Genomic DNA, 25,657 nt, shown 5'->3' on the forward strand with positions numbered 1-25,657 from the left:
AACAAAATGATACAAAGTGTGGATGTGGCGATCGTTGGCGGTGGCATGGTGGGACTGGCACTGGCCGCGGCATTTAAAGACAGTGATTTGCGTGTTGCAGTGATTGAAGGGCAGGCTCCAAATCTGCAAATGAATGAACTACCGGATGTGAGAGTTTCCGCGCTCAGTCGTTCCAGCGAACATATCTTAAAAAATCTGGGTGCTTGGCAATCCATTGTGGAAAAACGAGCCTCTCCTTATGTGGCGATGGAAGTGTGGGATCAAGACAGTTTTGGCCACATTGACTTTAGTGCGGATGCGATGGCACAGCCGGATCTTGGCCATATTGTTGAAAATCGCGTCATTCAACTGGCACTTTTGGAGCAGGTTAACAAGCTGGATAATGTGATGGTGCTGATGCCTTGTCAGTGTCAATCGATGAGTGTAGGAGAGAGCGAAGTGTGGTTGTCGCTCGACAATGGTCAGGCGCTCACGGCCAAATTGGTGGTTGGTGCTGATGGCGCCAATTCTTGGGTTCGACGTCAGCAGGATATCCCGCTAACTCATTGGGATTATGGCCATTCTGCGATCGTAGCCAATGTTCGCACTGTCGAGCCACATTGCTCAGTTGCACGTCAAATTTTTACTCCTCAAGGACCTTTGGCCTTCCTGCCAATGTCTGAAGAGAACATGACCTCGATTGTGTGGTCGACTGAATCATTGCGCGCAACGAGTTTGATGGCGATGTCAGACAGTGAGTTCAATAAGGCGCTGAGTGCCGAATTTGATATGCGTTTGGGACTGTGCGAAGTGGTTGGGGAGCGTTTTAGCGTTCCACTGAAAATGCGTTTTGCTCGAGATTTTGTCAAAGAGCGTGTCGCTCTGATTGGTGACGCTGCACACACAATCCATCCGTTGGCGGGGCAAGGTGTGAACCTGGGCTTGCTCGACGCTGCCAGTCTGGCGCAAGAGATCCTCGCGCTTTGGCAACGTGGTGAAGACATTGGTACCAAGCGCAACCTGCGTCGTTTTGAACGTTGGCGTAAAGCGGAAGCGGCGCAAATGATTGCCGCGATGCAAGGTTTTCGAGAGTTGTTTGCCGGCTATAATCCGTTGAAAAAGTTCTTACGTGGCGTTGGTTTGACAATGGCAGGACACCTTCCGGGTGCTAAAGAGCAAATCATGAGACGTGCGTTGGGATTGGATGGCGAGCTTCCTGAGTTGGCGAAACGTCGTCAACCAGAGCTGATTCGCTCATAGTGAGAATAAAAAGAAAGGGCTGATTTTCAGCCCTTTCTTTTTTTGAATTCAGTGGGTTATCTTGTTTTATCGACAAGACAATTAAGCGTAGGCACAGCGCAGCTTCATGATCTCCTGATTGACTTCTTTCACGGTTTGAAAATGCTTTTGCTCAGCTTTTGCTGGCAGGATCAATTTACCATTATCAAACTCAAATTTTCCTACGCCGTAAATGTAAATTCTTCCCTTAAATAGTCGACTCACGTGTTTAGCAATCATACCTGGTGTATAGCGCTTAAACAGTCTCATACTTACTTTCCTTTTTTCTCAATCAGCTCCGCTAGTCTAACAGTTACTGTGACTTAAATGTGTGACATCTCTGGATTAAAATAGAGCTAAGTCTTTCGTGTTTAGATAATTGTGCTGAGCTAGACAAATTTCCCCATAATTGCCCTCAATTTAGTGAGGTTAAGCTCAAAATGGTCATGCAAACGGAACCTTAACGTTATCTGTCTCTTTTCGAATCATGGTCACTCATGTTTTACGTGACGCATTAAGCAATAGTTTTGTTACAAGAATAAGAATAGTTGGTAATTATTTGTTACGCACTATGAGGTGGCTATTTATGGGGAAAAGATTCACTCGAATAGGTTGGAGCCTAAAAAAAAGCCCGCAACAGCGGGCGAATAGTCACAGATGCATTACACAAAAGTGGATTTCCTGACTAAGGTCAGTGGATTCACTTGGGTCAACTGAACGCTCATTGAGCGGTCAATCAACAAATTCAGGTTATCCTAAAATAATCGCTGTGACTATTTATGTTTTTAATGTGACTAAAAATTCTATTGAGATTTTTCTGTTGATTTGAAGTTGATCACAAATTGTGAGCGCAATCGATTACTTTTGGTGGGTTGGGAATGTGCCTAGCTCACTAGAACGACAAATGTCAGCCCAGATGGGGGTGCTGAGTTGAGCTAGGCTTGTTAACGATAAAGCCACTCCTGCCATATTGTTTCCGCTGCTGATGGTGACCATCGACTCCGCTTGGAGTGCATGGTCAAAGACAATTGGCATAGGGGTTTTCAGTAACAGGGGAGTCACGGTGCCCAGTTGATATCCTGTAATTGCATAAATTTGCGAACTGTCAACACAGGTCATGCGCCGATAATCCATTAATGCTCTGACTTTTTTCGGATCAACAGCGCGATCGCCTGGTGCACACGTCAGTACATAGCGATCACTCATATCACGCAGCAAAATGCATTTGACCATTTGCGCAGGACGAATCCCCCGCTGTTTGGCTGCGTCTTCGATGGTGGTGGCTGGCGTTTGATGAGGCAACAGATGATAAGGTATCTGTTGCTCATCAAGGTAGCGGGTCAATGCTGTGGACAAATCACTATTCGTCATCGAGGGAATACGGTAGGGGCTCTCGTTGCCACAATTGCTCACTTTGACCTGCTAGGCGAAATTGCGTCTCGGGCTCCAGATCATTTGGTAGCACAAAGAGTCCGGTCGCGCGCCCATCATCAAAGTGATAACTCACCAACGCTTCACCAGCCGCGCGCCAGTTATCACCCACACTGCGTTCCAAGCTGATCGTTGTCTCTGGTGCTGATGGTTCTATGGCGCCAGAGAGTCGATACAGAGCTCGCTTGTTGATACCACGATATTTGGCTCGTGCAACGGTCTCTTGGCCTGTGTAGCAGCCCTTTTTAAAGCTAATGCCATTCACCGCCTGCAAATTTACGGCTTGAGGAATGTGCTCATTTTGGGCAAAAGCAGGGATGCGTGGAGAGACTTCTAGGATATCGTAAAGATCCCAAAGAGCGTGGTCACACAACGGTGCTGTCGCCAACATGGCAAGCACTTCATCTTGTTGGTTTGCATCTACGACCAATAACCAGCGCTGTGGTGAGATCTTTACCGCTGTCCCTTGGGCAAAGGTTGCCACTGCCGCCTCTGCATTGTTGGTCAGTTTCGCGATGGCTTGTTCCGCCTGTACACCGCAAACGCCCAGCAAGATGGCATCGCTAACATGGATTTCAACCTTGGCAAAGACGGCGTATTTTTTGAGTTCACGCAACTCCACGTCAATGGCTGACTTATCTTGCAACATTGCATAGCCATCGGCGTAATGAAACAGACGAAAGGCACTCCACAGCTTGCCTTTTGCATCGCAGTGGCCGCCCCAAGTCACTTGATCCGCTTCTAAAGAAACGACGTCGCAAGTCACCTGACCTTGAAGGTACGATTTTTTATCGTTACCTGTCATGGTAATCAGACCAAGATTATCTAATAAGCTGACGGCGAGCTCTGGTAACGCTTGTTGGCTGCCAAGTGTGCATCGTTGGATTGGTTGAGTCGATTGCATGTTATTCGCTATCCATAAAGTCGATTTATTGAGATATGTTAATCTGCAAGTGACCATTTGTCAGCAGAGGAAATGTAGGGACTTCCCTTTGTTGAGATGCGATTGCTACTCAGTTTGTGACATATCTACTAGTGGCAAATCAGTAGCCTTGTTACACTCCGCGCTAAATTATAAATACTTTGGTGGGGAATAGCCGATGTACACTACAGAAGAAAAAGCACGTATCCGCTGGGCATGTCGCCGTGGCATGTTGGAGTTGGACGTGGTTGTTATGCCTTTCTTTGAAGAGTGTTTTGATAAGCTCAGTGAACAAGAACAACGTGATTTTGTCTCTTTATTGGAGTGCGATGATCCCGATTTGTTTACTTGGGTGATGGGGCATGGACGAAGTGAGAATCTTGGTCATGCGTCAATGGTAGATAAAATTGTCGCACACAACCTCAGTAAGGTTCGTTAACCTTAATCTCAATGACTCTCGTGGCGCTCGGATGGTTGATGGCTTGATTGCTATCAGCATCATCTGGGCGTTACTTTTTTCTCCCTTTCCGCTTGTTGTCGTAGTCGCCCTGTTTTACCCCCTCTATCAATTTCAAACCATACATGGTTTCTGTTATCCCGCATGGCAAGGAGCTGTGTCGGTAAACGCTTCTGGGGCCATTAAATATCAACGGCAGGTTGAGCATATCCACTCATTGAGTTTGTTGTTTTATTGGTGGTTTGTTTCAATAAAGCTGGCCAATGGGCGGCGCTATTTGATTTGGCGAGATAGCTGTCAGGATTCGGATTATCGACAGTTGATGATTGTGCTAAAACAGTGGCAACAAAAAGGGGAACTGAATTCGTTCCCCAAGTCATAAAAAAGATGAACAGCGATAAAAGTGGTTTACTCTTCTGGGCGCAAAATCGTCGGGCCACTGTTTTCAAGTTGCTCAGGGTAATCGAGTGTGTAGTGTAAACCGCGGCTCTCTTTCCTTTGCATCGCACAACGTACCATCAGCTCCGCGACTTGCAGTAAGTTACGCAACTCCAATAAGTTATTGGATACGCGGAAGTTACTGTAGTATTCATGCGTCTCTTGTTGCAACATTTGAATGCGACGCAGTGCACGCTCAAGGCGCTTGTCAGTGCGTACAATACCCATGTAATCCCACATAAACAGTCGCAGCTCATGCCAGTTGTGTTGGATGATCACTTCTTCATCACTGCAGGTCACTTGGCTTTCGTCCCAGCTTGGTAAGCTGGAGGCTAAGTCGACTTGTTTGTGTTTTTTCAAAATGTCTTTTGCCGCCGCCCATGCATAGACCACACACTCCAGCAAGGAATTTGAAGCCATACGGTTTGCTCCGTGTAGGCCAGTGTAGCTCACTTCGCCGATGGCATAGAGATTGTGCAAATCTGTTTGCCCGTTGGTATCGACCATCACACCGCCACAGGTGTAATGTGCGGCCGGAACGATGGGGATCGGCTCTTTGGTCATATCAATGCCCAAATCCATCAGACGTGAGTGGATCATTGGGAAGTGTTTGGTAATGAATTCAGCGGGTTTGTGGCTGATATCAAGGTACATGCAGTCAGCGCCAAGACGTTTCATTTCGAAGTCAATTGCTCGTGCCACGACATCACGAGGAGCCAGCTCTTCACGCGGGTCAAAATCGGGCATGAAGCGTGAACCATCCGGACGACGTAAATAGGCGCCTTCACCACGTAATGCTTCTGTCAGGAGGAAGTTGCGAGCTTCTGGGTGGTATAAACAGGTTGGGTGGAATTGGTTAAATTCCATATTGGCCACGCGACATCCTGCGCGCCAAGCTATCGCAATACCATCACCAGAAGAAACATCTGGATTGGAGGTGTACTGATAAACTTTTGATGCGCCGCCGGTCGCGAGCACGACAAACTTCGCCTTAACGGTTTCCACATGCTCTTGGTTTCGGTTCCAGACATACGCGCCGATCACTTTATTTTTATCGCCGCCAATTTTGTCTTCGGTGATCAGGTCGAGGGCATTATGACGCTCTAAAACATGAATATTAGGATGGTTGTGAGCGTTATCTTGCAGCGAGGTTTGCATCGCCATGCCTGTGGCATCGGCTGCGTGCAAAATACGGCGATGGCTATGGCCGCCTTCGCGGGTTAAGTGATAACGCGGTTCGTCGTCAGAGTCGTCCTCTTCACGATCAAAGGGCACACCGCCATCAATCAACCATTGCACACACTCTTTGGCGTTTTCAGCGATAAACTTCACAGTTGCTTCTTCACAGATGCCGTCTCCGGCGATCAGAGTGTCTTGAACGTGTGACTCAATACTGTCTGATTCATCGAATACCGCAGCGATACCACCTTGAGCATAGTAGGTTGCTCCCTCGCTACGAGGTCCTTTACTTAACACGATAACTTTGCAGTGATTGGCGACGCGCAAGGCCAACGACAAGCCAGCAGCTCCGCTGCCCACCACTAACACATCACATTCATGTTCACGGTTTGCGTTCATAAAATTTTCAAAATCCCGGTCTAAAGTGAATGAGTTCACTTTGTATAAATCCGCACATCATGTGCTTCCAGTACACGCAAAAACGCCGATTTACATCGGCTAGAAAGGCAATCTGAGATTAATGCCATTGCTTTTCTCACTCCATCCCTCCAAAATCAGCGACAGAGAGTGTTTATTACATCACATTGCGCCTCAATAATTGACAAAAAATTTCACTTAAGTGGGAACTTTCTTGATTGGCGCGAGTCACAATAGTGCTCAAGTAAGCAGTGGTGTCAATACTACATTTTGCATAATTATTGCCCATATCTGAGATATGTGGAGCATAACGAATAGGAGTATCCGCTCGAATGAACGAGCAGTTGACCGATCAAGTATTGATTGAGCGAGTTCAGAGTGGCGATAAGCAAGCATTCAATCTTTTGGTGGTGAAGTACCAAAACAAAGTCTGCAATCTTATTTCCCGATACGTTAGTAATCCTGGTGATGTCCCTGATGTAGCGCAGGAGGCTTTTATTAAAGCTTACCGAGCTATTCCAAGTTTTCGTGGCGAAAGCGCCTTCTATACTTGGTTGTATCGCATCGCAGTGAATACGGCGAAAAACCACATTGTTGCCCAGAGCCGTAGGCCACCCGCCAGTGATGTGGATGCTGATGAAGCTGAATTATATGAGACAGGTAACGCTTTGAAAGAAATTTCGAACCCTGAGAACCTCACGTTGTCCAATGAGTTGAAGCAAGTGGTTTTTAGTGCGATCAATGCGTTACCAGAAGATTTAAAAACAGCAATGACTCTACGAGAGCTTGATGGCTTGAGCTATGAGGAAATTGCAGAAGTAATGGATTGCCCTGTAGGAACGGTACGTTCGCGTATCTTCCGTGCTCGTGAGGCGGTGGAAAAGAAAATTCAACCTCTTTTGCAACGCTAGTACCAGTAACAACAATGGTGAATTAGAATGGCTGACAAAGAAAAGCTTTCGGCGCTCATGGATGGCGAAATTGTCGATAAGGCTTTGATCAAAGAGATCGCTCAAGACGATGACGTTTTGGCCTCTTGGCGCAATTACCACTTAATCGGTGATGTTATGCGTGGTGAAGCACCGCAACAGCCCGAGTGGAATATTGCTGAAAGTGTCGCATTAGCGTTGGAAAACGAACCCGCGCACAGTTTACATCAGCAAAAAGTCATTGAGCTTACTCAGATGCCTCCAGAGTCACAACCTTTGCCACAACAGGCAAGAAGGCAGTTACCAGCGTGGTTGTCTCAGTTTGGCCAAGTCGCGGTTGCGGCGTGTGTGTCCCTTGCGGTCATCCTTGGCGTGCAACAATACGGTGGCAGTGATCCCGCGGCGCCTCAAGCGGATCAATTACCTGTGTTGCAGACAATTCCGTTTGCCGGCAGTGCTGAGCCAGTGAGTTTGACGCGTGAATCGGTCGAAAAATCGATGAGCGAATCGTCAATTCAAGAGCAGCGTAAACGCGTTCATGCTATGTTACGTGATTATGAGCTCCAGCTAAGATTAAATAGTGACTCATCTCATATTGCAGGTGAGCAATCTACATCGGAAATTGAATGAAGAAATTCCTGTTCAGTGTCTGTGCTCTGTTCAGTGTGATGACTCCCCAAGCCTTTGCCAGCGATAAGCCGGCGGAGGCTTTATTGCATCAAATGAGCGAAGCCAGCCAAAATTTGAGCTACGAGTTAGCTTATATTCTTATCAAGAAAAACAGCATAGAGCCTTTACTGTATCGTCATGCCAGTAAAGAAGCGCAGCAGTATGCGCATTTGATTTATCTTAGTGGCCCGGTACGCGAAGTGATTAAACGTGGCCATGAAGTCAGCTATATAGAACCTGGTGTGGAGCCGTTTACCATTCAAGCCGGAGAAATGGTTGCCCCGGTCATGCCTATGTTAGGCAGTGACATTGATCAACTGCACAAGTTTTATGATTACGTGCAAGTCGGCCGAGCACGTGAAGCCGGCTCTCCTACGCAAGTGATCCGTATTGTGCCGAAAGATGGGTTACGTTATTCCTACGTGGTTTGGATTGATGAGCAGAGCAAGCTGCCTTTACGCGCCGACCTAGTGGATCGTGACGGTGAGGTGATTGAGCAGTATCGTGCCATTACATACACCGTGAATCAGAAAATTGCCGACCTAATGAGTGGTCTTGAAGATGTGCAGCTACCTGCTGTTCTGACTTTACCGAAAGGGGAAGTGGAGAAGAGCAACTGGCGTGTGTCATGGACTCCGGAAGGATTTGTTGCCAACGACCTAAGCCGTTATCGCTTGGCATTGACAGATCAAATGGTGGAAAGCCAGCTTTTCACTGATGGCTTGTTTAGTTTCTCTGTTTATGTCGCAGAGAAAGACGATCATTCGTTGAAAGGCCAATTGGTACGTCAAGGCCGCCGTACTTTGCATAGTGTGGTGGTGGGTGAGCATGAAATCTCTGTGGTGGGAGATATTCCGCCAGCCACTGCGCAGCGTATCGCTCAATCGGTCACCTTCACGGCTGAACTTAATCAGAATAAGGCAAAACCGCAATGATGACTGCACTCGCCACCGTCACCCAAGTGACACCGAATGACCATGGGTTTGAGGTGGCGTTGAGTTGTGAGCAGCAAACCAGTTGCAGCAGTTGTTCTTCACAAAAAAGCTGCGGAACAGGGGTTGTCAGTAAAGCGTTTGGTAACAAAAGTTTACTTTGGCATTTAGAGACTCAGCGACGACTTCACGTTGGTCAAGTGGTTGAAATAGGTATTCCAGAGCAAAGCCTTCTTCAATCGGCGATGTTGGTTTATCTGCTGCCTATCGTTGCGATGTTGCTGGGGGCTTTGTTTGGCCATCTGGTGCTTTCTCCATGGTTAGAGATGGGAGAGGGGGCGGTAGTACTGACCTCGATGCTTTTTGCGTTTATCGGCATCCTCTTAGCCAAAAAACTGGCTCAGCCGCTTGAGCAGAAAAGTGCTGCTCAGGTCGAGTTGATGAGAGTGTTTGGTGAACCTATCGCCTAAATTATGATGCGCCCAGAGTTGAAATTGGGTAGAATCTGCCAACTTAACTGAAATGCCGCCAATGAGCGGCGTTTCTATGTCCCAGAATAACAGAGTTTAGTCACCCCAAATCTATGAAGCACATTCGTAATTTTTCGATTATCGCCCATATTGACCACGGCAAATCGACCCTATCAGACCGTTTAATCCAAGTTTGTGGTGGATTGAGCGACCGTGAAATGGCAGAACAAGTTCTAGACTCCATGGAGTTAGAGCGTGAGCGTGGAATTACCATTAAAGCGCAGAGTGTGACCCTCGACTATAAAGCCCAAGATGGTGAAACTTACCAGCTTAACTTTATCGATACTCCGGGACACGTTGACTTTTCTTACGAAGTATCGCGCTCGCTGGCCGCGTGTGAAGGTGCTTTGTTGGTGGTGGATGCAGGTCAGGGTGTTGAAGCTCAAACGCTTGCAAACTGTTACACCGCAATTGAAATGGATTTGGAAGTCGTTCCAATCCTAAACAAGATTGACCTTCCGGCGGCAGAGCCTGAGCGTGTGGCGGAAGAGATTGAAGACATCGTTGGTATCGATGCGATTGATGCGGTTCGCTGTTCAGCCAAAACCGGTCTTGGCGTTGATGATGTGCTAGAGAAGATTGTTTCCGCGATCCCAGCACCAGAAGGCGATCCGGAAGCGCCACTGCAAGCACTGATCATTGACTCGTGGTTTGACAACTACCTTGGCGTTGTCTCTCTTGTGCGTATTAAACACGGCAAGCTGAAGAAAAACGACAAGATCAAAGTGATGAGTACGGGCCAAGTTTGGGGTGTAGACCGTTTAGGTATCTTTACACCAAAACAGATCGATACAACAGAACTCAACACTGGCGAAGTAGGCTGGGTGGTTTGTGGTATTAAAGACATTCTTGGCGCACCTGTTGGCGATACGTTAACTCTGGCGAAAAATGGTGCAGAGAAAGCGTTGCCTGGTTTTAAGAAAGTGAAACCTCAGGTATACGCGGGTCTGTTCCCTGTTTCCTCTGACGATTATGAGGCGTTTCGCGATGCACTAGGCAAACTCAGCCTAAACGACGCGTCACTTTTCTACGAGCCAGAGAACTCGGCAGCGCTTGGTTTTGGTTTCCGTTGTGGCTTCCTTGGTATGCTGCACATGGAGATCATTCAAGAGCGTTTAGAGCGTGAATACGATCTCGACCTGATCACCACTGCGCCAACGGTAGTTTACGAAGTACTGACCACCAGCAAACAGACTATCTATGTTGATAGCCCAGCGAAATTGCCTGCGGTGAATGACGTGGCAGAAATTCGTGAGCCAATCGCACGTTGTAATATTCTTGTGCCAGCGGATTACCTTGGAAATGTGATTACCTTGTGTATTGAGAAGCGTGGTACTCAGGTAGACATGGTTTACCACGGCAACCAAGTCGCATTGACGTACGATATTCCGATGGCGGAAGTGGTACTGGATTTCTTCGACCGTTTGAAATCGACCTCGCGTGGTTATGCGTCGCTTGATTACGGATTCCAACGTTTTGAAGAGTCGAACATGGTGCGTGTAGACGTGTTGCTAAACGGCGACAAAGTCGATGCTTTGGCGATCATTACTCACAAAGATCAGTCTCAGACTCGTGGCCGTCAATTGGTTGAGAAAATGAAAGAATTCATTCCTCGCCAGATGTTCGACATCGCGATTCAAGCCGCAATTGGTAACCACATTATTGCGCGTTCTACTGTAAAACAGCTACGTAAAAACGTATTAGCGAAGTGTTACGGTGGTGACGTGAGCCGTAAGAAGAAACTACTGAAGAAGCAGAAAGAAGGTAAGAAACGCATGAAGCAAATCGGTAACGTTGAGCTACCGCAAGAAGCTTTCCTAGCGATTCTCCATGTAGGTAAAGATTAACAGTTTGAACTTACATCTTGCTTACCAGTCATAAGACGGTAGATATCCAAATAAGTGAAAGGGTTACGGCTCTTTCACTTTCGTATTTTTTAGATAAGGGAAGTCCATGGCGAATACATTCTCACTGATTTTGGTCATCGTCACGCTGATCACAGGTGTGGTTTGGTTGCTCGAAAAACTGGTTTGGGCCAAGAAACGCCAACAAAAAGTGGCGGAGATTGAAAGTCAAACGGTTAATGGGTTAGATGCACAAACTCTCGCAAAGGCGAAAATGCAGCCTTGGTGGGTGGAAAACAGTGTCTCTATTTTCCCGGTTATCGCCTTTGTTTTGGTGTTACGCTCGTTTATCTATGAACCGTTTCAGATCCCTTCAGGCTCAATGATGCCGACTCTCCTTGTGGGCGATTTTATTCTGGTAGAGAAATACGCTTATGGCCTGAAAGATCCGGTTTGGCGTACCCAGTTAGTGGAAACGGGTAAGCCAGAGCGTGGCGATATTGTTGTCTTCAAATACCCACCGTCACCTAACATTGACTACATCAAACGAGTAGTCGGCTTGCCTGGTGATACGGTGCGTTATAACCGCCAAAAAGAAATCTGTATCCAGCCAAAAGGCGAGAGCGTCTGTCATATGGCGATCCGCAATAACGTTGTGGAAAGCGAATTTATTCAAGACGGCATCAACCTAACGCAAACAGATGAACAATTGGGCGAAGTAAAACACCAGATTTTGGTTAACCCACTGCGTCAAGACCGCGTAGAAGCGTATGCGCCTCGTGCAGGTGTGAGTGAATGGGTGGTACCACAAGGTCAGTATTTTGTGATGGGTGACAACCGTGACAACAGTGCTGATAGCCGTTACTGGGGCTTTGTACCAGAAGCTAACCTAGTAGGTAAGGCCGTGGCGATTTGGATCAGCTTCGAGTTTGATCGTGGTTCAGATAGCGTACTGCCTTCTTGGATCCCTACTGGCGTGCGTTTTAACCGCATCGGCGGTATTCACTAACTTTGATGATTATCGGAAAAGTATGAATTCTCCAATTGAGAAACTAACCAGACAGCTCGGCTATCAATTTCAAGATGACGAGCTGCTCAATTTGGCGCTGACTCACCGCAGCGCCAACAGCAAACATAATGAACGTCTTGAATTTCTGGGCGATTCAATTTTAAGTTTTGTCATTGCTGATGAACTTTATCATCGTTTCCCGAAAGTGAATGAGGGAGACATGAGCCGCATGCGAGCGACGTTAGTACGCGGTAATACATTGGCAGAGCTAGGCCGTGAATTCGGTTTGGGAGATTACTTAAAATTAGGTCCAGGCGAGCTGAAAAGTGGCGGTTTTCGTCGCGATTCGATTCTGGCTGATGCCGTTGAAGCCATTATCGGTGCCGTTTATCTAGATAGCGATCTAGAAGTGGTGCGCGGTATTGTACTCAATTGGTACGCCTCTCGTTTGGAAGCCATCAAGCCTGGTGTTTCACAGAAAGATCCCAAGACACGTTTGCAAGAGTTCTTGCAAGGCAGAAGAAAACCGCTGCCTGTTTACACAGTGACTAATATTAAAGGTGAAGCACACAATCAGGAATTCACGGTTGAGTGTGATATCGCGGGTATGGATAAGCCCGTTGTCGGTAGAGGTACCAGCCGCCGCAAGGCAGAACAAGCGGCTGCGGAATTGGCTCTGGAGCAGTTAACCAATGGCTGATAATGAATTTGATATCGATGCGTTTTTCTCGACAGAGAAGAAAAGCACATCGTCCGAAAACCAGCACTGTGGTTTTATCGCCATTGTTGGTCGTCCTAATGTGGGCAAATCGACCCTACTGAACAAAATTCTTGGTCAGAAAATCTCGATTACCTCGCGCAAACCACAAACCACGCGTCACCGCATTATGGGTGTGGATACTGATGGTGATTACCAAGCGATTTACGTCGATACTCCGGGATTGCACATCGAAGAGAAACGCGCCATCAACCGTTTGATGAACCGCGCAGCCAACTCATCACTCAGTGATGTGAACTTGGTGTTTTTCTTGGTCGACGGTACCCACTGGACCAACGACGATGAAATGGTGCTCAATAAGCTGCAGAAAGCGAATTTCCCAGTCGTATTGTGTGTCAACAAAGTCGACAACGTACAAGATCGAAATGAAGTCATGCAGCACATGATGGAAATGTCGAAGAAGATGAACTTCGTCGATGTGGTGCCTATTTCTGCTAAACAGGGTAAAAACATCGATGTACTGCGTAAGCACGTTCGCGATCACTTGCCAAAAGCAGTGCACCATTTCCCTGAAGAGTATGTGACGGATCGTTCGCAGCGCTTCATGGCGTCTGAAATCGTACGTGAAAAACTGATGCGTTTTACCGGTGACGAACTGCCATACTCAGTGACCGTGGAGATCGAACGTTTTGACTACAACCCGGAAACCGATGGTTTCCACATCAACGCGTTAATTTTGGTTGAGCGTAGCGGCCAGAAGAAAATGGTGATTGGTAAAGGCGGTGAGAAAATCAAAACCATCGGACGCGAGGCACGCCTCGATATGGAAGAACTGTTTGGTCGCAAGGTTTACCTAGAAACTTGGGTGAAAGTGAAATCCGGTTGGGCAGACGATGAACGTGCGTTGCGCTCATTGGGTTACATTGACGACCTCTAACTCGGTTAGCGAGAGTTATCGCTCCGATCGTATCTTGTTAAGGAGCCTAAGTGGCTCCTTATTTTTTGTGGAATAGAAGCACAGCATGAACGCGCCTGACGGTTTACAGCGATGTTTTGTTCTCCATCGTCGCCCTTATAGCGAATCCAGTCTGATCTTGGACGTATTCAGCGAAGAGTTCGGTCGCATCACCTTGATGTCGAAAGGGGCACGCAGTAAGCGATCAAATTTAAAAGGGGCACTCCAACCGTTTACCCCCTTACTGCTGAAATGGTCTGGCAAAGGTGCAATGAAAACCTTACGCCAAGCTGAGCCGATCAGCTTAGGCCTGCCTCTGACGGGCATTAATCTCTATTCTGCATTGTACGTGAATGAGCTGATCGGACGCGTTCTAATGCAAGAAGTGCCGATGCCGGGACTGTTCCATGACTATCTATTTGCTTTGACGGAGCTTGCCCAAGCGGACAATCCTGAACCGGCTTTGCGCCGTTTTGAGCTCGCGTTGCTGGCTGCGATGGGCTACGGCGTGGATTTTTTGCATTGTGCTGGCACTGGCGAGCCGATTGATCCGCAAATGACTTATCGCTACCGAGAGCAAAAAGGGTTTATTGCGTCAGTGCGGCGTGACAACCTGACGTTTTTGGGCAATGAATTGATTGCCATCAGTGAGCGTCGCTTTCTCACGAAAGAGCAACTTCAAGCGGCAAAACGCTTTACACGAATAGCCTTAAAGCCGTATCTTGGCGGCAAACCTTTAAAAAGTCGGGAATTGTTTATACAGATGAGGATTCCCCGAACACGGAGTATGGAAAAATGAGTTCAATTTACCTGGGTGTTAACATCGACCACGTCGCCACTTTACGCAATGCCCGCGGTACTAAGTATCCTGATCCTGTCCATGCCGCAGAAGTGGCAGAGCGAGCGGGCGCGGATGGCATTACCATTCATTTACGCGAAGACCGTCGCCACATTACCGACCGTGACGTTCGTATTCTGCGTGAAACCCTGCAAACGCGTATGAATTTAGAAATGGCTGTCACAGATGAAATGATCGAGATTGCCCTCAAAACGCAACCTGAATATGTTTGCTTGGTACCTGAAAAGCGTGAAGAGCTCACCACCGAAGGCGGGTTAGATGTTGCTGGCCATTTAGACAAAATCAAAGCTGCGACGGAAAAATTAACCGCAGCGGGCATTAAAGTCTCCCTATTCATTGATGCAGATCGTGAACAAATTGATGCCGCCAAAGCGTGTGGCGCGCCTTTTATTGAGCTTCATACGGGTCATTACGCGGATGCCGCGACAGAAGCCGACCAATTGGATGAGCTGAAGAAGATTGCTGCAGGCGCAAGTTACGCAGCGGATTTGGGTATTACGGTGAACGCAGGTCATGGTTTGACTTACCACAACGTGGCACCAATTGCGGCATTGCCTGAGATTTACGAGCTGAACATCGGCCATGCGATCATTGGTCGTGCGGTATTTGATGGTCTCCATAAAGCGGTAGCGGACATGAAAGCCATCATGGTTGCGGCTCGTCAGTAAATGGCTATTGTTGGACTGGGTACCGACATTGCTGAAATCGAGCGAGTGGAAAAGGCACTTGCTCGCAGTGGTGTTGCGTTTGCAGAACGGATCCTCTCTGCGCAAGAAATGGAAACGTTTGTCAGCTTAAAACAGCAAGGGCGTTTTCTTGCTAAGCGTTTTGCGGCCAAAGAAGCGGCCTCTAAAGCGTTAGGAACCGGGATCGCTCACGGCGTCTCTTTCCAAGACTTCACCATCAAGAATGATGGCAATGGTAAACCCTATCTGCAGCTTGCTGGTAGAGCGGCAGAACTGGCCCATCAAATGGGGGTTTGCCACACCCACCTTTCTCTTTCCGATGAGCGTCACTACGCTGTCGCAACGGTCATCTTCGAATCTTAATGAGAAGCGCTTTATCGATATTTCAGCGAGATAAGGCGCTTTTATAAACTTTTCATATTTGTCTGTCTTTTCACAAATTCCAAAAATACTCTTTTAGTCAGTGATCTTTGTTCCAAATGATCGTGTCGATTGTTGATTAAATTGCATATACTCTAGGGGTGTAGGGTTTTTAAATATAACAATCATAAATACAAGGTTGGCCAGTTTATCCTTTTTTATTCGCTAATTTTTAACTTGAATGGGTCGGTTTAAAAGCAGTATAGCGATGATTTCATTAAGAAAGGCGGTGCCATGTTGAGTGTTGCTTTTTGGCCTTTTAGGCTCTCTTTTCTCACCCTGCTGGGTCTTTTACTCAGCAGCTCATGTACCGCTTCAGCGAATGAAGTGGCGTTTTCAGGTTTCGGCTCTGTGGGTTATAGCTACGAAAATGAGCCCGATATCGGCTATTTGCGTAACATTTCTCAGCCGCCTGATGTTGAACGCAACGGCTCATTTCTTCCCGATTCAAATTTTGGTGTACAGGTTGATTGGGCGCTGAATTATCAATGGTCGCTCACTTCACAGTGGGTGCTAGAAGATCGCGTTGAGCAAGATTTTAATAACGTCACCGAGCTGGCGTTTATTCGCTACTTACCCGATGCCAACTGGGATTTGCGCATCGGCCGTGTTGGCCTGAATGCCTATACCGCAGCAGACAGCCGACGGATTGACTACGCCCACCTCTGGGTTCGCCCACCTCAAGAGCTTTACGGCAGTATTTTTTATGACTCAATTGATGGTCTTGATGTTACGTACCGCTCTTCGATTAACGAGGTGAACTGGTCTGCCAGCTTGCAATATGGCGCCATTTCTCAGGTGATCGAAGATGAGCGAACAAAAGATCATTCAGAGGCCAGTTCAGATCATACGTTGGCCATCGCACTGACGTTTGATTACCACGAGTGGAGTGGGCGCTTTTCTTTTGTTGATGTGGCGGATTTAACGGTCTCACTTGGTCCAAACAGCCAACAAGCACAACTGGGGATTGCCCAGTTAGCGCAAGCAGGATTGGGGGCGGCCAGTTTAGAAGCGGCTGAGATTTACGCCCAATCCAACCTTAATGGAGAATCGGTAAAGTACTGGCAGGTCGGGCTTGGTTACTTTGATGGCGAGTGGCAGATGCAGTCCGAGCTTTTTTATGTGGCAGGTATGAAGCAAGCCATCCCGCAAGGTAGTGGTGGCTATCTGATGTTAGGTCGAAGCATTCATCGTTTTACACCTTATGCAACCGTATCGTTTTTTGAGCCAGCAAGAGACATCGTTAAAGCACAAAGCGATTGGGGGCTCATCTCCCCACAGTTAGGGCAATTTCAGCAACTCATCATTAGCGGCATCAATTCCACTTACATCGATCAGAATACTTACTCCTTAGGCATACGCTGGGATATTCACCCGCAAGTCGCGATCAAAGGGCAATTTGACTACATCCAGATTCACGATGTGGGGTATGGCCTTTGGGCGGCTGACGGTCGTTCATCAACTCAAGGGCGAGACGTTCAGCTTTACACCCTTAGTGTGAACTTTATTTTTTAGGGGGAGATGAAGATGAGATATCTAATTTCCCTCCTAGCCAGCTTGGTGATGATGCCCGTTTACGGCGAAATTTTTGTGGTCGTTAGCCATGAAAGCGCCATTCATCAAATGAACGAAAGCGAAGTGGCGGATGTGTATTTAGGCAGAAAACGCTCTTTTGGCCGCGTGGACATTACGCAAGTTTTTGACCGCAGTGATGAGGTTCGAGCGCGTTTTTTTGGCAAAGTGGCCAATATGCGCACCAGTCAGATTAACGCGTATTGGGCTAAGCTTAAATTTTCAGGACGGATGCGAGCGCCTGATGTGATTGAAACCGACATTGAACTGGTTGAGCACTTGCTTGCCAACCCAAATGCCATTGGTTATATGCAAACTTCACCTCCTGAGGAGTTAAAGGTGGTTGCCACAATTTATGAATAACTTGCCGAGACATTCATTAGCGAATCGCCTGCTGAGATTTGTTTCGATATGCGCGATTGTCTATCTAGTGCTTTTGCTGGCGCTGATGATTCCGTTTGGCTTTAAAAATGCGCAGCAAGCGCATACGGAGTTAGAACAAAAATTGGTGCTGTCTCTCTCTAACTCGGCGGCCATCGCGTTGTATGTCAATAACCATGAGATTGCTGAAGAGGTGATTGACTCTTTACTGCTGCATGATGAAATCAATGCTGTGCGTCTTGAAAGTTTAGAGGGCGTGACGTTTGACAAAATCAAACCGGGGCAGTTTGAAAAAGACATGTGGCTGCACGCGAATCAATACCCTTTACTCTCACCAGTGGATGCCAAACCGTTGGGGATTCTATATGTGCACGACAATCATTTAGTGATTCAACGTAAAACCCTCGACAAAGTGCTTTACCAGATTTTGTTTGTTTTGCTGCAGTTTTTGATGACGTTTGTGGTCATTGCGTTGGTGGTAAAACGCATCATCGGTAAGCCATTGAGGGCGCTCTCGATTGCGGTGTCTCGTGCCACTCCAGGGCAGGTGAAAACCGTTGAAGTGGATGATATCAATCGCAATAACGAAATTGGTTTGGTAGCCAATAGCATCAACACCTTTATTGAAAATTCGCATCAGGCGCTGATCCGAGAGAAAGAGTTACGCTCTCAGATTGAACGTTGGGAAATCTACTACCGTGGTATGGCGGAGCAAGACACCTTAACTGGTCTCAAAAACCGTTTGGGCTGTGAAAAACACTTTTCACACATGAAACACAGTGAGGCTTATTTATCACTGTTACTCATTGATTTAGATGGCTTTAAAGCCGTCAATGACAGCCATGGGCATGCAGTGGGTGATGCCGTGTTATCCACCATCGCGAATCGTTACCTTCATCTAACCCAAGAGCATTTTAATCAAAGTGTCGTGGGGCGGATTGGTGGGGATGAGTTTGTCATTTACTTGCCACATCGTGATGGGCCAGAAAAAATGGAAGCCTTTTTGTTGGCGTTTGCTGAGCAGTTAATTGAGTCGAGCAATACGCCGATTGAAGTGAAACAACTGCAAGTACATGTCGGTTGCAGTATCGGCATTGCGACGGCAACGGCCGCAAAAGCCGATATGGAGAAGTTGCTGCTTCAAGCTGATAATGCAATGTACCTTGCCAAACAGGATGGGAAAAACACTGCGCGTTTTTTTCGCCGACCGGTTAGCCAGTCGGTAGGTAACTGATCCGTTCAATGGGTTGTCGTAGGGCCGTGAATAGACTGTTTGTTGAGAAAGAAAATTGTTGAGAAAGAAAACCGCCGTGACGGCGGTTTTCTTTTAATGGCATTAGGCGAGATACAACTGCGCGGTGGTGGATACCTTGAGCATCTCATCTTGCAGTTCAAACAGTTCAGGCTCGACATCCATCAGATCGGCATCGCTGCGCAGGGATTGCTCAATGGTGGCACAGAGCGCCTTTAAGCGTGGTACACCACAGTAAGAGCTGCTGCCATGCAGCTTATGGATGACATGAATCAGTTCGTCACGCGGGTAGTCTTCCTGTTCTAACGCGAGCTCGACGGCACTCTCCACCTCAGGAATGAATTCCACCAACATTCTCAGCATATCTTTTGCCAAATCTTCCTTGTTAGCAGATTGCTTCAGTGCTGCTTGCCAATCAATGATGATGTCGCTGCTGCGTGCGATATTCTGATCCACACTGCTCTCTTCGGCCGCAATATAGCTTGGAGAGATCTTTTCAACTTGGCTATCGCAGGTGTTGGGATTCCAGTGGATCAGCACTTGCTGCAAAATATGCTCTTCGATGGGTTTGGTGAGGTAATCATCCATGCCTGCCTTGAGTAGGCGGTCACGCTCACCGCTCATGGCGTGTGCCGTTACCGCGATCACTGGCGTGTTGGCATTGAGTTCGGTTTGTTTGATCAACTTACAAGCCGTCACCCCATCCATCTTCGGCATTTGGATATCCATAAAGATCAGATCGAATTGGCGGCTGGTGGCAATATCGACCGCGTCTTGGCCTGAACTGCAAGAGGTGACCGAAACCACGCGTTCTGCAAGGAGCGCGGTGATCAGTTTTAGGTTGGCTGGGTTGTCATCTACGGCCAGTACCGATAGGGAAGAGCGCTCTGCTTGTGCGTTTTCAGGCGCAGGAAGCAAAGGTTGTAAGGTTTGTTTTGCCGCGAGGCTTTGCAGCAGTTTTCTTCGACCTAGCGGCTTGGTTAAACATTGAATGCCAAAACGTTCGGTCAATTGATCCGCCAGAGCTAACTCGGTGCTAGGGATGGCCAGAATGGTGTTGGCAGAGATGTGCAGCGCTCGGCTCAACCAGTTTTCAATGGTTTCCAATTCGTACACTTGGTTTACCGCCAAACTCAGCAGGACAAAATCGTAGCCTTTGGCATTGTCTGGTAAGAGCGAGCGGTAGGTGACATTGATGCCTTCTTGCGTTAAGACTTGCTGGGTGACCGCCGCCGCTTGCATGTTTGGCTCAACCAACAGCAGTTCTTTGCCTTGCAGATATTCGGCTTCTATCGAATCGCTCATTGGCATTTGCGTGGAGTGCAGACGCAAGGTGAACCAGAAGGTTGAACCTTGGTGAAGTCGGCTGGTAAGGCTGATCTCACCGCCCATTTGACTGACCAGTTTCTGGGTGATAACCAACCCAAGGCCGGTACCACCGTAGCGACGAGAAATACTGGCGTCGGCCTGACTAAAGGCTTGGAAAAGCTGCGCTTGCTGTCGCTCAGAAATACCGATACCCGTATCTTTCACCATGAACTGTAGATCAAGGCTGTCACCCGATTGAGCACGCATCTCCACACTGACATCGATGTTGCCACGTTCGGTAAACTTGATTGAGTTACCCACTAGGTTGGTCAGTACCTGCTGAATACGCAATGGATCGCCCACCACGCCTTCTGGGATACGCGGATCAATCTTCAACGTGATCTCTAACCCTTTTTCGTGCGCGCTAGTGGCTTGAAGGCTGATAACCTCTTCTAGGCTTTCACGGAAATCGAATGGAATGTTTTCCAGTGCTAGCTTGCCTGCTTCCAGTTTCGAGAAGTCCAAAATATCGTTGATGATATTGAGCAGGTTGTTGGCCGACTTTTCAATGGTCTGCAGATAGTCGGTTTGGCTGTTGGTAAGCTGCGTTTTGAGCATCTGACGAGTAAAACCAATCACGCCATTGAGTGGTGTACGCAGCTCATGCGACATATTGGCGAGGAACTCGGATTTGACTCGTGCCGCTTCTTGGGCGCGTTTTTTGGCGATATCCAGTTCAACGTTTTGAATCTCAAGCTGCTCGAGTGTTTCTCGTAAGTCGGAGGTGGCTTGGTCAATGCTGTGCTGCATCTCAACGTGGTATTCCGACAACGAAATCGCCATCGCGTTGATACCGTTTTTCAACGAATCCAACTCCCCGTGCATTTTGCCTTCAATTCGCACATCCAATTGACCACGGCGAATGCGGTCGACCACGTTTTTCATGTGCGTAATCGGCTGGGTAACATCCTGCATTAGGCGCGAAGCAAACACACTCGCTAAGCCCAAACCAAGGATCAACACTAGGAAAGCGGAGAAGACTTCTTGGTACTGTTGTAGGCGCAGTGAAGAGAGGTCTAACTCAACGGCAATGTAACCAATGGCTCGGGTGGCTTCGCCTGGCTCGGCCAAATCACTCAAATAGTGTCCTTCCGAGAGGACAGGAACACGCAAAATCATGGTGTCGCTGCGGATTTCCGCGTTGCCCAAAAGAGGGATCGGTTGGTCTTTCGGGTAGGTTAACGACTCAAAATTAGGGTGAAAGTTAGAGGTAACGAACAGTTCGTGTTTGCTATCAAAGACGGCAATACTGCGCACCAAATTGGAATTTTTGCGGTGAGCATAGCTGACTAAGCGTCTCACGGCCTCCCGACTTTCAGAAAGCAGATGAGGCTCGCTGGCGATGGCGATCGGTTCAATAATGCTATTGCCCGTGGTGATCACCTGACGTTCCAGATCTTGATAGCGATTGAAAGAGAAAAAACTACTGAGCAACAACCCGATGATCAAGGTTGGCGCTAGGGTGAGCGTAATTACACGTGCTCGTAAGCCATATCTGGTCATGTTATCTAATTACATCAAGGTCTGGATATGGGAAAATAGGCGCCACTAATATGTCAGTGACCCAGCCGGATAGTCGCTAAGCATAATCACAACCGCTCACAGGCACAACGATTGCGCAGCAGAATAGTGAAGCGGTAAAACAAATTTGAGTAAATCATTCAGGTAATTGAGCATGGCACGTTTTTTCCAACCGAAAAAGAAACTTCAACCCGAAAGCAAACATCAGCAGGTGTTGGTGGAAAAACTCGACCATCAAGGGGCGGGGATTGCCTATCTCAACAAAAAGCCGCTTTTTATTGATGGCACTTTACCGGGGGAAGAGGTGGTGACGCAGCTGACGGAGAGTAAAAGTAAGTTTGCGCGCGGTAAACTGATCAAATTGCTCAAACCAGCGGCGGAACGTGTTGAACCATTCTGTTCTCATTTTAATCAGTGTGGTGGTTGCGACATGCAGCACATGGATTACCAAGCTCAACTGGCTTATAAGCAGCGCACTCTGCTGCAACTGATGAAGAAATTTTCCGGCAGTGAGATCCTTTTATCACCACCAGTAACGGGGCTTGAGAGGGCGTATCGTCGTCGTGCACGCGTCAGCCTGATGTGGGACAAAAAATCGCGCCAGTTGCAATTTGGATTCCGCCGTAAACAGAGCAAGCAAATCGAAAACGTTACTCAGTGCCCGGTATTAGTGGCTGAGCTTGAGTGTCTGTTGCCAGAACTGAAAGCGATCTTGAGCCATTTCCACCATCCTGAACACTTAGGCCACGTTGAACTGGTGGCGGCAGACAATGGCGCGGTCATTACGCTTCGACATACAGGCCCATTGTTGGATGAAGACGTGGCTAAGCTACGTCAATGTGCAGAACAACATCAAGCCACGCTGTACCTTATGCCCGCAAGCGATCAGCTCGAGCGTATTTCTGGCGAAGCGCCGTACTACCAAGAAATTGGCTTTAAAGTGCCATTTGAGCCAAACAACTTTATTCAGGTGAACCAAAAGGTAAACCAACAGATGGTGGTTCAAGCGCTTGAGTGGTTAGACCCGCAAAGCAGCGACCGTGTGTTAGATCTCTTCTGTGGTCTAGGAAATTTTAGCTTGCCGATCGCCAGTAAAGCTAAGTCGGTGACTGGGGTGGAAGGGGTGGATGATATGGTGCAAAAAGCAGCACTCAACGCCTCTTTGAACCAAATCAATAACGCGCAATTTTTCCACGCTAATCTGGAGCAGGATTTTGTTGGGCAGCCTTGGGCAAGCGAGAAGTTTGATAAGATTTTACTCGATCCTGCAAGGGCTGGCGCAAGCGGTATCATCGAGCAGGTTTCCGCACTCGGTGCGAAAAGAGTGGTTTATGTTTCGTGTAATCCTGCTACCCTTGCAAGGGATAGCCAAAGCCTGTTGGAGCAAGGTTATCGCTTAACCAAATTAGGTATGTTGGACATGTTCCCTTATACCAGTCACCTCGAATCGATGGCGCTGTTTGAAAAATAAACCACATGGTGAGAAAGCCATCGTTTGATTGGGACAAAACGAACTAACTGGGATGTTGTTAGTCGAAACTGAAAAAGCAATATTAGGATAATAAGATGGTTGCGGTAAGAAGCGCACATTTGAATCAAAACGAACAGTTTGAGCTGGAAAGCTGGGTGGCAAGCCTGAAACAAGACGCGGGCGTCTCCAAGCGCCTGATTGAAGTCTATCGCCACTGTCAGACCATTCTGCAAGGTCATGAACACGCCGAACTTCTGTTGTGGCGGGGACGAGAAATGATTGAAATTCTCGTCACCTTATCCATGGATAAGGCCACCTTGGTTGCCGCGCAACTGTTCCCATTAGTCTCAAGTGGCGCTTTTGCACGCGAGCCATTAGAGGAGCACTACAGTAAAGAGATCATCAAGCTGATTGATGGTGTGGATGAAATGGCGGCGATTGGCCAGCTAAACATCACTCTTGAAGGCAGTGCTGCTTCGGCGCAAGTCGACAATGTGCGTCGCATGCTGCTGGCGATGGTGGATGACTTCCGCTGCGTGGTCATCAAATTGGCTGAGCGTATCTGCAATCTGATTGAAGTGAAAAAAGCGCCAGATGAAGTGCGCCGTGCCGCAGCCAAAGAGTGTGCCAATATCTATGCGCCGCTGGCCAACCGTTTAGGCATTGGTCAGTTAAAGTGGGAAATTGAAGATTACGCTTTCCGCTATCAACAGCCAGATACCTACAAGCAAATTGCTAAGCAGTTATCTGAACGTCGTATTGTGCGCGAACAATACATCAAAGACTTTGTCGATGACCTTTCTGAAGAAATGAAAGAGTGTGGCATTAACGCCGAAGTCAGTGGCCGTCCCAAACATATCTATAGTATTTGGCGCAAAATGCAGAAGAAGAGCTTAGCGTTTGATGAGCTGTTTGACGTGCGTGCGGTGCGGATCATTGCCGATAAACTGCAAGATTGTTATGCCGCATTAGGCGTGGTGCACACCAAATATAAACATCTGCCAAGTGAGTTCGACGACTATGTCGCCAACCCAAAACCGAATGGTTACCAGTCGATTCATACCGTGGTGCTCGGCCCAGAAGGCAAAACCATCGAGATTCAAATCCGCACCAAGCAGATGCATGAAGATTCGGAACTCGGGGTTGCTGCGCACTGGAAATACAAAGAAGGCAGCAGCAGCGGCCGCAGTGGTTACGATGAGAAAATCACCTGGCTACGCAAACTGCTGGATTGGCAAGAAGAAATGTCAGACTCGGGCGAAATGCTCGACGAGCTGCGCAGCCAAGTGTTTGATGACCGCGTTTACGCCTTTACCCCGCGTGGTGATGTTGTTGATTTGCCAATGGGTGCGACACCACTTGATTTTGCCTACCATATTCACTCAGAGGTGGGGCATCGCTGTATCGGTGCCAAGGTGGCAGGACGCATCGTCCCATTCACCCACAAACTCAACATGGGCGATCAAGTGGAAATTATTACCCAGAAAGAGCCGAACCCTTCCCGCGATTGGTTAAACCCGTCATTGGGGTTTGTGACCTCAGGTCGTGCTCGGGCGAAAATCAACGCTTGGTTCCGCAAACAAAGCCGTGAGAAAAACCTCGAAGCTGGCCGTGAGATCCTTGAAAACGAACTGGCGAAAATCGGTGCAACGCTAAAAGACGCAGAGCAGTACGCCGTCAAACGTTTTAATGTGAAGTCAGCCGATGAATTGTACGTTGGTGTCGGCAGTGGTGATTTGCGTATTAACCAAATCTTGAACCATATTAATGCGTTAGTGAACAAACCAACGGCTGAAGAAGAAGATCGTCAAGCACTCGAAAGACTGCAAGAAGCGGGCAATAAAGCCGCAGGTAGCCCAACTCGTCCACGCAAAGATGCCGTGGTTGTGCAAGGGGTAGATAACCTGATGTCTCACTTAGCCCGCTGCTGTCAACCAATACCGGGTGATGAGATCTGTGGTTACATCACGCAAGGTCGAGGCATTTCAGTACACCGAGCCGATTGTGAACAGCTTGAAGAACTGCGCCACCACGCCCCAGAACGTATCATAGATACCGTTTGGGGAAGTGATGTTGTCGGCTCGTACATGTTAACCGTGCGCGTCGAGGCGATGGAGCGAAGTGGTTTGCTAAAAGACATCACCACCATGCTGGCGAATGAGAAAATCAAAGTCATCAGCATGAAGAGTCGACTTGATTACCGCACCCATCTCAATGTGATGGATTTCGAACTCGAAGTGACCAACATTGAAGTGCTGACTCGCATCATGAAGCGTGTTGAGCAGATCAAGGATGTGATGTTGGTAAAACGCCTCGGCTAACTTTCACGTCGTACTTGCTGTTTTTACTGCGTTAACTTCGCTTTCTCGCTCAATCACATGGTGAACCATGCTCAGGAGCCTCGAAAGCTTGTTGCCTTGTCAAAACAACAATTACTTAG

The 25,657-nt window shown here is 47.9% G+C and carries 24 protein-coding genes; 19 read left to right on the forward strand and 5 right to left on the reverse strand.

All coding sequences use genetic code 11. The features are described 5' to 3' along the window. Positions 1-6: 6 nt before the first annotated feature. Positions 7-1,239: an FAD-dependent 2-octaprenylphenol hydroxylase gene (locus PQQ36_RS18525; protein WP_273662184.1), complete on the forward strand. Its 1,233-nt coding sequence runs from the start codon at positions 7-9 to the stop codon at positions 1,237-1,239. A gap of 81 nt (positions 1,240-1,320) precedes the next feature. On the opposite strand, the gene PQQ36_RS18530 is transcribed toward PQQ36_RS18525, so the two are convergent. The 3 genes from PQQ36_RS18530 to ygfZ all read right to left on the reverse strand — a co-directional run bounded on the left by PQQ36_RS18530 (position 1,321) and on the right by ygfZ (position 3,592). Next, the gene (locus PQQ36_RS18530; protein ID WP_011079489.1) at positions 1,321-1,527 is read right to left on the reverse strand and encodes a DUF1107 domain-containing protein; all 207 of its coding nucleotides are present in this window, start codon (positions 1,525-1,527) and stop codon (positions 1,321-1,323) included. Between the two features lie 588 nt (positions 1,528-2,115). Then, on the reverse strand, positions 2,116-2,628 hold the full coding sequence (locus tag PQQ36_RS18535) for an aminoacyl-tRNA deacylase (protein WP_273662186.1): 513 nt from the start codon (positions 2,626-2,628) through the stop codon (positions 2,116-2,118). Further along, positions 2,618-3,592, reverse strand: a complete 975-nt coding sequence (ygfZ, locus tag PQQ36_RS18540) for a tRNA-modifying protein YgfZ (RefSeq protein ID WP_207308092.1) — start codon at positions 3,590-3,592, stop codon at positions 2,618-2,620. Before ygfZ ends, PQQ36_RS18535 begins: the two co-directional genes overlap by 11 nt. 196 nt (positions 3,593-3,788) lie before the next feature. Between ygfZ and PQQ36_RS18545 the strand changes: the two genes are divergently transcribed. Together PQQ36_RS18545 and PQQ36_RS18550 are read left to right on the forward strand one after the other, a co-directional pair. Next, a complete protein-coding gene (locus PQQ36_RS18545; protein WP_011151170.1) occupies positions 3,789-4,049 on the forward strand; it encodes an FAD assembly factor SdhE in 261 nt (86 codons plus the stop codon). 31 nt (positions 4,050-4,080) lie between these two features. Then, positions 4,081-4,449, forward strand: coding sequence for a protein YgfX (locus PQQ36_RS18550; protein WP_043920939.1), 369 nt, complete (start codon positions 4,081-4,083; stop codon positions 4,447-4,449). Positions 4,450-4,475: 26 nt separating this feature from the next. Here the strand turns inward: PQQ36_RS18550 and nadB are convergent, their stop codons facing one another. Continuing rightward, the gene (nadB, locus tag PQQ36_RS18555; RefSeq protein ID WP_011079493.1) at positions 4,476-6,083 is read right to left on the reverse strand and encodes an L-aspartate oxidase; all 1,608 of its coding nucleotides are present in this window, start codon (positions 6,081-6,083) and stop codon (positions 4,476-4,478) included. A gap of 350 nt (positions 6,084-6,433) precedes the next feature. Here nadB and rpoE point away from each other — a divergent pair, with 350 nt between their 5' ends. The 14 genes from rpoE to PQQ36_RS18625 all read left to right on the forward strand — a co-directional run bounded on the left by rpoE (position 6,434) and on the right by PQQ36_RS18625 (position 18,839). Continuing rightward, a complete protein-coding gene (gene rpoE / locus PQQ36_RS18560) occupies positions 6,434-7,012 on the forward strand; it encodes an RNA polymerase sigma factor RpoE (RefSeq protein ID WP_011079494.1) in 579 nt (192 codons plus the stop codon). Between the two features lie 27 nt (positions 7,013-7,039). Then, positions 7,040-7,660, forward strand: a complete 621-nt coding sequence (locus PQQ36_RS18565; protein ID WP_013571110.1) for a sigma-E factor negative regulatory protein — start codon at positions 7,040-7,042, stop codon at positions 7,658-7,660. Continuing rightward, complete coding sequence (rseB, locus tag PQQ36_RS18570; RefSeq protein ID WP_011079496.1) at positions 7,657-8,634, forward strand: sigma-E factor regulatory protein RseB; 978 nt, start codon at positions 7,657-7,659, stop codon at positions 8,632-8,634. Before PQQ36_RS18565 ends, rseB begins: the two co-directional genes overlap by 4 nt. Further along, positions 8,631-9,101, forward strand: a complete 471-nt coding sequence (locus PQQ36_RS18575) for a SoxR reducing system RseC family protein (protein ID WP_011079497.1) — start codon at positions 8,631-8,633, stop codon at positions 9,099-9,101. Before rseB ends, PQQ36_RS18575 begins: the two co-directional genes overlap by 4 nt. A gap of 113 nt (positions 9,102-9,214) precedes the next feature. Further along, entirely contained in the window at positions 9,215-11,008 is a 1,794-nt protein-coding gene (gene lepA, locus PQQ36_RS18580; RefSeq protein WP_011079498.1) for a translation elongation factor 4, read from the forward strand. A gap of 106 nt (positions 11,009-11,114) precedes the next feature. Continuing rightward, on the forward strand, positions 11,115-12,014 hold the full coding sequence (gene lepB, locus PQQ36_RS18585) for a signal peptidase I (protein ID WP_011079499.1): 900 nt from the start codon (positions 11,115-11,117) through the stop codon (positions 12,012-12,014). A gap of 22 nt (positions 12,015-12,036) precedes the next feature. Further along, positions 12,037-12,714 (forward strand): ribonuclease III, encoded by a 678-nt coding sequence (rnc, locus tag PQQ36_RS18590; RefSeq protein ID WP_013571113.1) that lies wholly within the window; start codon positions 12,037-12,039, stop codon positions 12,712-12,714. Continuing rightward, entirely contained in the window at positions 12,707-13,669 is a 963-nt protein-coding gene (era, locus tag PQQ36_RS18595) for a GTPase Era (RefSeq protein WP_011079501.1), read from the forward strand. The genes rnc and era overlap by 8 nt, the downstream gene beginning before the upstream one ends. A gap of 85 nt (positions 13,670-13,754) precedes the next feature. Then, complete coding sequence (recO, locus tag PQQ36_RS18600) at positions 13,755-14,486, forward strand: DNA repair protein RecO (protein ID WP_011151163.1); 732 nt, start codon at positions 13,755-13,757, stop codon at positions 14,484-14,486. After that, the gene (pdxJ, locus tag PQQ36_RS18605) at positions 14,483-15,214 is read left to right on the forward strand and encodes a pyridoxine 5'-phosphate synthase (protein WP_011079503.1); all 732 of its coding nucleotides are present in this window, start codon (positions 14,483-14,485) and stop codon (positions 15,212-15,214) included. Before recO ends, pdxJ begins: the two co-directional genes overlap by 4 nt. Further along, the gene (acpS, locus tag PQQ36_RS18610; protein WP_013571115.1) at positions 15,215-15,595 is read left to right on the forward strand and encodes a holo-ACP synthase; all 381 of its coding nucleotides are present in this window, start codon (positions 15,215-15,217) and stop codon (positions 15,593-15,595) included. 291 nt (positions 15,596-15,886) lie between these two features. Further along, a complete protein-coding gene (locus PQQ36_RS18615) occupies positions 15,887-17,167 on the forward strand; it encodes a hypothetical protein (RefSeq protein WP_045622070.1) in 1,281 nt (426 codons plus the stop codon). 6 nt (positions 17,168-17,173) lie between these two features. Beyond that, positions 17,174-17,587 carry a hypothetical protein gene (locus PQQ36_RS18620; RefSeq protein WP_011079506.1) on the forward strand — a complete coding sequence of 138 codons (414 nt, stop codon included), beginning with the start codon at positions 17,174-17,176 and terminating at the stop codon, positions 17,585-17,587. Continuing rightward, positions 17,568-18,839, forward strand: coding sequence for a GGDEF domain-containing protein (locus PQQ36_RS18625; protein ID WP_011151160.1), 1,272 nt, complete (start codon positions 17,568-17,570; stop codon positions 18,837-18,839). The genes PQQ36_RS18620 and PQQ36_RS18625 overlap by 20 nt, the downstream gene beginning before the upstream one ends. Before the next feature lie 102 nt (positions 18,840-18,941). Here the strand turns inward: PQQ36_RS18625 and barA are convergent, their stop codons facing one another. After that, entirely contained in the window at positions 18,942-21,728 is a 2,787-nt protein-coding gene (gene barA, locus PQQ36_RS18630) for a two-component sensor histidine kinase BarA (protein WP_017789852.1), read from the reverse strand. Between the two features lie 172 nt (positions 21,729-21,900). On the opposite strand from barA, the gene rlmD reads away from it, so the two are divergent. Both rlmD and relA read left to right on the forward strand, forming a co-directional pair. Continuing rightward, positions 21,901-23,217, forward strand: coding sequence for a 23S rRNA (uracil(1939)-C(5))-methyltransferase RlmD (rlmD, locus tag PQQ36_RS18635; RefSeq protein WP_084767845.1), 1,317 nt, complete (start codon positions 21,901-21,903; stop codon positions 23,215-23,217). 95 nt (positions 23,218-23,312) lie between these two features. Continuing rightward, entirely contained in the window at positions 23,313-25,538 is a 2,226-nt protein-coding gene (relA, locus tag PQQ36_RS18640) for a GTP diphosphokinase (RefSeq protein ID WP_011079510.1), read from the forward strand. Positions 25,539-25,657: the final 119 nt, after the last annotated feature.

The organism is Vibrio sp. CCUG 15886 (assembly GCF_028570825.1).
GTDB lineage: Bacteria > Pseudomonadota > Gammaproteobacteria > Enterobacterales > Vibrionaceae > Vibrio > Vibrio vulnificus_B.